At 59.6% G+C, this 10,035-nt stretch carries 8 protein-coding genes and 1 pseudogene; 3 read left to right on the forward strand and 6 right to left on the reverse strand.

The features are described 5' to 3' along the window. Positions 1-10 precede the first annotated feature (10 nt). Complete coding sequence (gene kdsA / locus H0241_RS19920) at positions 11-853, reverse strand: 3-deoxy-8-phosphooctulonate synthase (protein ID WP_235984368.1); 843 nt, start codon at positions 851-853, stop codon at positions 11-13. A 367-nt stretch (positions 854-1,220) separates the two neighbouring features. On the opposite strand from kdsA, the gene H0241_RS36450 reads away from it, so the two are divergent. Then, positions 1,221-1,874 carry a histidine phosphatase family protein gene (locus H0241_RS36450; RefSeq protein ID WP_181059327.1) on the forward strand — a complete coding sequence of 218 codons (654 nt, stop codon included), beginning with the start codon at positions 1,221-1,223 and terminating at the stop codon, positions 1,872-1,874. A 588-nt stretch (positions 1,875-2,462) separates the two neighbouring features. Here the strand turns inward: H0241_RS36450 and H0241_RS19930 are convergent. The 3 genes from H0241_RS19930 to H0241_RS36135 all read right to left on the reverse strand — a co-directional run bounded on the left by H0241_RS19930 (position 2,463) and on the right by H0241_RS36135 (position 5,226). Beyond that, a complete protein-coding gene (locus tag H0241_RS19930; RefSeq protein ID WP_181059329.1) occupies positions 2,463-3,515 on the reverse strand; it encodes a KpsF/GutQ family sugar-phosphate isomerase in 1,053 nt (350 codons plus the stop codon). Positions 3,516-3,799: 284 nt separating this feature from the next. Beyond that, positions 3,800-4,138, reverse strand: coding sequence for a hypothetical protein (locus H0241_RS19935; protein ID WP_181059331.1), 339 nt, complete (start codon positions 4,136-4,138; stop codon positions 3,800-3,802). 956 nt (positions 4,139-5,094) lie between these two features. Beyond that, positions 5,095-5,226 carry a hypothetical protein gene (locus H0241_RS36135; RefSeq protein ID WP_268926422.1) on the reverse strand — a complete coding sequence of 44 codons (132 nt, stop codon included), beginning with the start codon at positions 5,224-5,226 and terminating at the stop codon, positions 5,095-5,097. 354 nt (positions 5,227-5,580) lie between these two features. On the opposite strand from H0241_RS36135, the gene istA reads away from it, so the two are divergent. Both istA and istB read left to right on the forward strand, forming a co-directional pair. Further along, positions 5,581-7,095 (forward strand): IS21 family transposase, encoded by a 1,515-nt coding sequence (istA, locus tag H0241_RS19940; RefSeq protein WP_456238133.1) that lies wholly within the window; start codon positions 5,581-5,583, stop codon positions 7,093-7,095. Continuing rightward, positions 7,092-8,014: pseudogene (istB, locus tag H0241_RS19945) on the forward strand (IS21-like element helper ATPase IstB). The gene istA and the pseudogene istB overlap by 4 nt, the downstream one beginning before the upstream one ends. A 47-nt stretch (positions 8,015-8,061) precedes the next feature. Here the strand turns inward: istB and ltrA are convergent. Then, complete coding sequence (gene ltrA / locus H0241_RS19950; protein WP_181059334.1) at positions 8,062-9,537, reverse strand: group II intron reverse transcriptase/maturase; 1,476 nt, start codon at positions 9,535-9,537, stop codon at positions 8,062-8,064. A 299-nt stretch (positions 9,538-9,836) separates the two neighbouring features. Then, a partial coding sequence (locus H0241_RS35420; protein WP_210285000.1) for a hypothetical protein occupies positions 9,837-10,035 on the reverse strand: 199 nt, incomplete at its 5' end.

Consider the following 10,035-nt stretch of genomic DNA (forward strand, 5'->3'; position numbering starts at 1 on the left):
TACGCGGCGTCTACTGCTTGGCAACCGCATCAAAGGAAAGCAATCGGTCCAGCAGCCGCGGCATATCCTTAAGCGGCACCATATTCGGTCCGTCGGAAGGTGCGTTATCAGGATCCTGATGCGTCTCGATGAAAACGCCCGCAACACCGACGGCGACGGCTGCTCGTGCAAGGCTCTCAACGAACTCCCGCTGGCCGCCAGAAGAGCTGCCCTGCCCACCCGGCTGCTGCACTGAATGGGTAGCGTCGAATACCACCGGCGCGCCGAGCGCCGCCATGATCGGCAACGAGCGCATATCCGAGACGAGCGTGTTGTAGCCGAAGGACGCGCCACGCTCGCACAGAAGCACGTTGGGATTGCCATTCATGGTTAACTTGGCAAGCACGTTCTTCATGTCCCACGGGGCGAGGAACTGCCCCTTTTTCACGTTGATCACGCGTTTCGTCTTAGCAGCCGCCACGAGCAGGTCCGTTTGGCGCGATAGGAAGGCAGGGATCTGCAGAATATCGACTGTCGCTGCCACGACGGCGCATTGCTCTTCTGTGTGGATGTCCGTCAGCACTGGAAAGCCGTATTCGTTCTTGAGACTGACAAAAATTTCCATCGTTTTTCCGAGACCGATGCCGCGCTTGCCGGACAGCGAAGTGCGGTTCGCCTTGTCGAAGGACGACTTGTAGACAAGGCCCACGCCGAACGACCTGCATAGCTCAGCAAGCTTGCCAGCCATCATGAAAGCATGTTCGCGGCTCTCCATCTGGCAAGGGCCGGCGATTAGGGTGAACCGTTTTTTCTGCGAGAATACCACCTGGCCGGCACCGTCGCCGACGACGACCGTCGAATTGGTCTCCATCAAACATACTCCAAAGGCGAACCATCCATAAAACCTCACGTGCCTGCGTCAACGACCTCATCGGCGGACCAGATCTGACACTCCTACCTGGGCCGGGTCTGAGACGAAGCGTGTCACAATGGCACGACCAAAGCCGCCGTTTCTATCACTTGCAACTGTTGTATTCGTAAGTGTTCTTGTTCGCATTTCGTCATCCATCGATTCGACGCGTCCTTGTCCCGAAAGCTTTAGCGGGGGTCCGACCCTATAGTCAGTACACACCCAATACTTTATCCTTTCACAAATCTGAAAACAAATATGAATGTTATTTAACGTGAATATAAGTTAGAAATGATAGGTTAAAGAAGTTCTCCAACGGAACCGCGCAGCTATGAAAGTTATTTTCTCTAGACACGGAAATACGTTTTCGACCGGCGCGAAGGCGATATGGATAGGTGACCAGGCCGATCCTCCTCTCGTCTTGGAAGGGGAACGTCAGGCATGGCGACTTGGGATCGCACTGCGGCGTGCAAGGCGCATTCCATCCGCTGCTTTTTGTAGCCCTTTGCGACGAACAAGCGCATATGCAGAAATCGCTTTGGCTACCTCTGGGGCAAAGCGGCCTCCGGTTTCCGATTGGAGGCTTAGCGAGATAGGCTATGGGGACTGGGAAGGACTCTCCAATATTGAAGTGGTCCGCCGTTTTGGCGCGCGTGTTTTCTTCGACTGGTATCGACGTAGTATATGGCCTATATCGAACTGGAACACGGACCAGAATGTTTATGTCGATGGGATCGACAGCTTTCTTTTGGATCTCAGGCGCTGTTGCGAACCCACCGATACAATCCTCGTGGTCACCGCTCATGGGCCTCTCAAGTGCATCGGACGGCGTCTGATGGGAAAATTTGGAGATTTTCCGGTAGCGCAATTGGCCCGAGTCGACACCGGCAACATCTGTGAATTGGAAATGGGGGATGCCTTCCTCCGACCGGTTATTTGGAATGAGTGTCCGGACGTCCTGCTTCCACCGGCTTGGCCAAAATGAGGTGCTACGGTTACCTCGTGAGCTGACAGCCGACCGGCAGTAGATGCTCCTCCTCTCGGCATATGAACCGGGCAGCCGGCCAAGCCACGACATATCGACATAAAATCTTGACCTGGCACTTGATCCTTCGCGCTGTCTTGCCGCCCAAAGGGTAAGAACTGACGGCTTAAGTGAGTTGCATGTGCGCACCTCGATCGGGTGAAAGCGGCCTGCTCTTGCCCAGCATTCCAGCGGACAGTACGAATGACGCTCTATAGAAGTTCTCCAGGAATGGCCCATCGGATCGCTCAATCCCTCAGAACGATAGAGCGGAATGTCCCGCAAAACACCGTTGCTGGGGGCCATCGCACTAGATACCGAATGCGCCCGCTCGAGGGGCGCTCAAACACCCCGATTTGATGGGGTACCGAGGCAATTGCTGGCCAGCCGGGTGGACTCAGCAATTCCGCGGCCTTCCCAGTCCCCAAGAGCGCAAATGTCTATGGCCTGGATTATAACGGCCGCGGTTTTCATGTTGCACTCCTCATAGAGTCTCGGTTTCTGCCCCCACGCGAGGTACGTACAAACCGAACTTTCTTACGGTTGTTCTTAGACATCCACGACACGCGACCCGCGGCACGATCCGCTGTTCGTTTCCACATCTCTTCGGGACAGGAGGCCGATGAAGCGACCGGCTGTATCCTGGACAAACAAGACGTCACCACCATCACGCAGAAATACCTGGACGGCGTCACTTAGGCTTGCATTGTCCTGAATTGCGTCTGGGGGCCGCTGGATGTACGGATCCACGCTCGCTTCCAAGTCCAATTGCTGCGCTCGCATTACATAGCCCGCGATTGTTCGCGAGTTGACCACCCCAACGATTTTTTCGTCGGCACCTAGAACAATAGCCATTTCTGTGCAGCGCGCCGCCCCGCATATAGTCACGAGTACCTCGGCGAGCTGTGTGCCGGGACGCACGACTGGAACAGTTATTAGCGGCCACATGAGATCACGCACCCGCACAAGTTTTCTGCCGAGACTTCCACCTGGATGAAAGCGTGCGAAATCGCGTTCAGTGAATCCGCGGCGTTCCTGTATGATAAGCGCTAGGGCATCGCCGAGCGCCATCATTGCTGTAGTGCTAGTGGTCGGTGTAAGTCCTAGGGCGCAGACCTCCTGCACCGGGCCAATGTCGAGCACGCTATGCGCTGCTTGCGCTAGCGAGGAGTTCGCGCGACCGGTTATCACCGCGATGAAAACCGGCTGCGCCTTCAAAGCCGATACGACCTGCCTGAGCTCCTCGGTTTCGCCCGAGTTTGACAGTGCAAGAAATACGTCACCTGCACTAATGCGCCCAAGGCTGCCATGAAGAGCGTCAAGCGGATCAAGCGAAATCGAGCGCGTACCCGTCGAGACGAGCGTTGCCGAGATCTTTTCGCCAACAAGACCCGATTTGCCGACCCCCGAAACGACGACGAGACCGGATGTTGAGAGTATATGCTCCGCTAAGTTACAAATCTGTTCGTCGAGGCGAGCAGCCACTGCCTCGAGCGCTTTCGCCTCACCGCAGATTACCTCGCGCGCTCTGTCAAGCATTTGCAGCCAATCTGCACCAGCTCTCTTTGAATAGGGCGTATTCGTCAGATTTTGGCCGCTCATGATCCTAGCCCGGAACATTCATGTGGATCAGGGAAACTATAATCAGCCCTGAGCCAGTGGTGTGTGTTATTGTTGTGAAACTTTTTGCTGCTTTTTTCATTTTTGGCCGACATGGGGCCCTGAACCCGTAACTCGGGAGCGGAGGCCGGGTGGCCCGTCGGGATAACTGGGGAAGGCCATCAACTTCCATATCATTGCCCACTGACGGGCCGGTCAGGTTGAGGTTGCATACGCCCAACCTCCAGGAGCGGGGTGTGGCGCACGCCCCATTCGACGGCTTTATCCTAGGTTGCGCCGTCTGTTGGCTGACGGTGGTTATGCCGGAGAAAACTGACGCCCGCTCTGGCTTCACCTTCGCGTGCGCGATCATGTGCACCTGCTTGGGATTGGATCACGATCCGATCCACGTAGGGCGACAGCACTTCAGCGACGGCCGTGGCATTGCCGGCCGTCTCAATCAGCAGATGATCATCGTGGGTGAGTTCCCTCCTGGCGAACTCCTCGAGATTGTTGCGTAGCATTTGAACGCGGCCGCGCTTGACGATCTCGCCATCAAGCAACGACACGACCTCGGCGGCTACGCGATGTATGTTCATGCCGATAATACGCAGGGTTCCCTCCATCGTTGGTCACGAACAGGGAGTCACGGGCAACACGACAAATACGGAGCCGCGCTCGCAGCGCATCCGGGCGAGGTAGGGGTGGCCAGATAATATCCTACACCTCCGGGATTTGTCCGGTTTGTCGGGATTCAGACAATGTGAAACTCGACCAGGTTGATGCTGACGCTTCATATGCACTTGAATAGTAGCAGGAAAATCTCTGGTGGGACCCAATTTGGTGCATTGGCACGAATTTTGAAGATCCGTACTCAGGCCCTGCGGAGGGTGCCAAGGGTAATCCCGTCCCGTGAACCTCACGTGAAACACGGGGGGAAACTTTTTCCGGCCCGTAATCAAATTTGGAAGATGAAGGGTAGGCCCGCCAGACGTTGAGCAGATTAAATGGTGCATGAGACTGGAGAAGAGCATGCCTACGCGCCCGCCTTGACTAAAACCACATGTCATCTCGACGCATGTAATGTATCGGACCTAGTCCAGTCGGTCCTGAACACAGTGGCCACGGAAACGCATGAATGTTGCCGTCTTGCTGTCCTGGAAAATCGGGAGCTGGTCTGGGTGGCGAGGCACAGGGCGCCACCACTAAATTGCGTTACGATCCTGATATGGGACAGGGAATCGCCCTTTACGCAACTGCTAGCGGAAAGGCTTGGCTCGGCACCTTGCCTGAAGAACAGGCGCTGGCAATTGTGTACTCTCGCGGCTTTGACCCTACACACAAGCTCGGCCCGAACTCGGCTCACCGTATCAATGAGTTCAGGCGTAGACTGGGAAGCGCGGCAACGAGGTTTTGCCACTTCGGTGGGTACCGCAGCTGTCGCCGCGCCTTTCCGAGCGAGTTTGGTGTCCAATGCACCGGTGGCCGGCACGATTTCTGTCGCAGGCCCGCTCATTCGGATTACACCGGATCGTTGGCAAGAACTTGCTGACGCCCTTAACGCAGCTGCGATGGAACTCGCTCAGATCTGGCCGGCCAGGGCCAGGGCAAGACGCCTCGAATAGCTGGTCGACACGCGCACAAAGCCTGAAGCTTGCAAATCCAGCCCCTCAACGCGCTTCAATAAACCGAACCGAATTTTCTGGCCCGACATGGCCATCCACTGCTTAGGGCCGAAGCAGCATTGCAAGCGGTCTGGTCCTTATGAAGGTGCGATGGCAGAATCTACCATGGCTCCCATATTCTGAATCCCAACGCGATTTTTGGAGAATCTCAATGCGTCCACTCGTTATAATCCCGTCGCGCCTTGGCTCGATGCGGCGCGACAATCAACGTGAGAGCGCAGCGTCAATCAGGATGAGAATGCCGGCGGGTTGGAACGCAGGGAGGGCGTAGCCCGACTGGAGTTTCAATCCGCCGGCGGCGCGTTCGTTTCGGGGGCGTTTGTCTGGTGATCACGGTCGGCCGGGTATGCCGGTGGTTTTTCCTATTGGGGAGGAATCACTTTGTGCCCGGCCGCCACGTAACCGATCACCAGATGAGGCTTTTCATGAAGTTCCGTCAGACCAATACGACGGCCGTCGCGGCGGCGAAGGCGTCGATCAGCATCGCCACGGCCTATCGCCTCGAGAAGGATTCGAGGCGGCCGTCACAAAGGAAGACGCCGCGGGAACGACGCCGTCCTGACCCGCTCGCCGATATTTTCGATGCCGAGGTCGTGCCGATGTTGCAAGCGGTGCCCAACCTTCGATCCGTCGCCATCTTCGACGAGATGATCCGGCGTCATCCCGAACTTGGGGCCGGCATTCGCCGGACACTGGAGCGGCGCATCCGCTCATGGCGCGCCATCCATGGCGAGGAGCGGGAGGTCATTTTTCGGCAGGTCCACGAACCCGGACGCATGGGATTGTCGGATTTCACCGACATGGGCTCCGCCGGCATCACGATCGCGGGCATTCCTCTCGATCACCGGCTCTATCATTTCCGGCTCGCCTATTCCGGCTTCGAGCACGCCCATGTCGTGCTCGGCGGCGAGAGCTTCGTCGCCCTGGCGGAGGGAATGCAGAACGCGCTGTGGTCGCTCGGCGGCGTTCCGTTGGAGCATCGCAGCGACAGCCTGTCGGCCGCGTTCCGCAATCTTGACCGGGACGCCCGGGAAGACCTGACCCGCCGCTACGAGGAACTGTGTGGCCACTACGGCATGACGGCGACCCGCAACAATGCCGGCGTCGCGCATGAGAACGGCTCCATCGAGGGGCCGCACGGCCATCTCAAGCGCGCCATCAATGACGCGCTGCTGATGAGGGGGTCGAGCGATTTCGACGATCTGGCCGCCTACCGCCGCTTCGTCGACGAGATCGTCAGCCGCTGCAACGCCCGCAATTCCAAGCGCATCGACATCGAGCGCGCCGAGCTCCAGGAACTGCCTGTGCGGCGCACGTCCGACTACGAGGAGGTCACCGTGCGCGTCACCTCATCGGGTGGCTTCACGCTGCGCAAGGTGTTCTACACCGTGCCCTCGCGCCTGATCGGCCATCGGCTCAGGGTGCGCCTTTTCGACGATCGGCTGGACATCTTCATCGGCGGCACCCTTCTCGTGACGCTGCCGCGCGGACGTGCCTCTGCATCGGGCAAACACGACCAGGTCGTCAATTACCGGCATGTCATCCATTCGCTGCGTCGCAAACCGATGGCGCTGTTGAACCTGGTCTATCGTGACCAGCTCTTCCCGCGCGAGGCCTACCGGCGAAGCTTCGACGCTCTTCTTGAACACCTGCCGGAGCGGCAGGCCTGTCGCACCATGGTCGACCTTCTCGCCCTGGCTCATGAGCGCGGCTGCGAGAGCGAACTGGCCGATCAACTGACCGCCTCGCTTCAGGCACGGCGATTGCCCGACATGGCTGCTTTGCGAGCGCGCTTCGCGCCCGATCCCGCCCGGCTGCCGAGTGTCGTCGTGCATCTTGTTCCGCTCAACGCCTATGAAGCCCTGCTCGGCGCCAGCCTGACGGGAGACGCGGCATGAAGACGAACCCCGCCGTCGACGCCGCCAGGCTCAGCCTGCTTCTCAACGAGTTGCGCTTGCCTGCCATCAAGGTCATGTGGCCGCAGTTTGCCGAACAGGCCGACAAGGAAGGGTGGCCCGCCGCCCGCTTCCTGGCCGCCATCACTGAACATGAACTGGCCGAGCGCGACCAGCGCCGCATCGAGCGGCATCTCGCCGAGGCGCGCCTCCTGCCGGGCAAGACCCTCGACACGTTCGAGTTCGAGACCGTGCCGATGATCTCCAAGGCGCAGGTGATGGCCATCACCGCCGGCGACACCTGGCTGGAGAAAGGCGCCAATCTGCTCCTGTTCGGCCCGCCCGGCGGCGGAAAGAGTCATCTCGCCTCGGCAATCGGCCTCGCCCTCATCGAGAACGGCTGGCGGGTTCTCTTCACCCGCACCACCGACCTCGTTCAAAAGCTCCAGGTCGCGCGCCGCGAACTCGGCCTCGAGGCTGCGATCAATCGGCTCGACCGCTTCCACCTGCTGATCCTCGATGACCTCGCCTACGTCACCAAGGACCAGGCCGAGACTAGCGTGCTGTTCGAACATCAGCGCCCGCTACGAGCAACGCTCGATGCTCATCACCGCCAACCAGCCCTTCGGGGAATGGGGGAAAGTCTTCCCGGATCCCGCCATGACGCTCGCCGCGGTCGACCGCCTCGTCCATCACGCGACAATCTTTGAGCTGAATGTCGAGAGCTATCGGCGGCGCGAGGCGATCGAGCGAAAGCGCGGCCCCGGTCGCCCGGCGTCATACGCGACACCCGCCAATGTCGGCGCTGATTGACGCTCCGCGACAATCAAACCGACAAAACCTCTTGCGCGCGACGATCAATGCCGCGATCATCACCACCGCCGCGACACCAGATTTTCGCGGTAGGGACGCTCATTACTGAGCGCCCCCCGCACAGATCCACGCGGGCGGCTTTCCCGCACGTGGCTCCTACCTCGGGTGTTTGACGGCGAAGCGAACACTCGGCCATGGATGAAGGTTGCAAGCCTTGGGAAGGTAGTCGTTGGCTAACTGCGCGATCCGTTCCCACGTAGCGCCGTCCTTCTGGCTGCGTCGCTGAAGCGTACGCCGCCAAAGGTCGATCACGCGATACCTGAACGCTGTGAGCGCTCGGATATTTGTTGGAACCGCGAAGTATGCAAAATGCCCGCCAACGGTCTGGCTCAGCCACTTCCCCTGCTTGGGGATCGACCAGTGCATGCGCCGCCGCAGCTCCGCCTTGATGTCCTTGAGCTTCGCCCGCATGCGGTCGCCGCGGGTCTTCCTTTGAAGCTGGAAGCGCCCTCGACGTGATTTTCCGCAGATGAACGTGAACCCCAGAAAGGCGAAGGTCTCCGGTTTGCTGAGCCCGCGCTGCTTGCGGTCGACCGCCGCGAGGCGGCCAAACTCAATCAGGCGGGTCTTGTCCGGGTGGAGCGACAGCGCAAACTCCTCAAGCCTCGCGCGCATCGCATCGAGAAAGCGACGGGCGTCGCCCTCATGCTCGAAACCGACGATCACATCATCGGCATAGCGCACGATGATCATGTCGCCAGTGGCCTCGCGCTGTCGCCAGCGCTGGGCCCACAGGTCGAGGACGTAGTGCAGGTAGATATTGGCGAGGAGCGGCGAAATCACCGAGCCTTGACCCGTTCCCCTGTCATCTACCGTCACGATCCCGTCTTCGAGGATGCCCGCCTTCAACCACTTCTGGATCAGGCGGATGATGCGCTTGTCGCCGATCCTGTGTTCCAGGAAGCGAACGAGCCAATTCTGGCTGACGCTCCCGAAAAAGTTCTGGATATCGGCGTCTAAAATCCAGTTCACCTTCCGCTTGTCGATCGCCACGCACAGGGCGTCCAACGCATCGTGCGGCCCTCGCCCGGGCCGAAACCCGTACGAGAAGCCGCAGAAGTCGCCTTCGTAGATGGCATTGAGCACCATGACGGTTGCCCCTTGGACGATCTTGTCTTCCAGGGCTGCAATCGCCAGCGGCCGCTGCTTCCCATCCGCCTTCGGTATAAACGTCCGGCGCGACGGTTGCGGACGGTACGCTCCCCGCTGGACCCGTCTGTGCAGATCCCTGAGCCGAGGCTCGAGGTCTGCCTCGTAATCCTGCCACGTCATGCCATCCACCCCAGGGGCGGCCTTGCGCTTAAGCGCGTAGAACGCCGTCCGAAGCGTGTCGACATTGATATGGTGGAAGAGCGCGGTGAACCGTTCCTTCTTCCTCAGCCTTGCGGCTTGCCGTACGCGGTCCAGCGACTGGGACATGCGAGCCCGGCTCTGTGTCCGGTGCATGCGTTGCTGTTCCGCGTTCCCCTTGGTCTCCGGCCTTGGCTCCCCCAACTCCGCTGCCGGTTGCCCGGCTTTGTTCGTCGGCTTCACAGCTACTATGCCGGAGTCAGACTTCTCCTGTCCGTTCATCACCGGCTACGGCTCCTCGCCTCCCCGATGCGGACCGACACGGCTATCGCCGCCCGGCCGGGCAGGAGATCTCCCAGGTTCCGACGTGTTCCTTTCGTGCGTGATGTGGCCCTAGACCCCGGCAGGGCGACGGAGCCTCGCATAGCGGCTCCGCACATATTGCCTTCGACGGATGAGAACGTCTCGGCCCCTGCAATCTTATCACTATCGTGGCTCACTCCCACACCCCACACGATTGCTGTGTACGCTTCGCCGTGGTCGTCACCTCCCACGTCGCAACACTCACTACCGGGCGGGCGCTACCCCTTACCCGGGCCGGACTTGCACCGGCTGGAACTCGCCAGCTTGGCCTGGCGCACCTCATCCAGATTGGGATCTTCCGCATATTTGGTGCAGGTGCCGGGATTCACGGGCGGTGCGAATGAGTCCATAGAGTCGGAATCGCAGTCGACGCCGGTGATTCGCCCGTGCTCCATGCCTTCCGCTCGCTGGTCTCGC

It is taken from the genome of Mesorhizobium neociceri, assembly GCF_013520985.1.
In the GTDB taxonomy this organism is placed as follows: Bacteria; Pseudomonadota; Alphaproteobacteria; order Rhizobiales; family Rhizobiaceae; genus Mesorhizobium; species Mesorhizobium neociceri.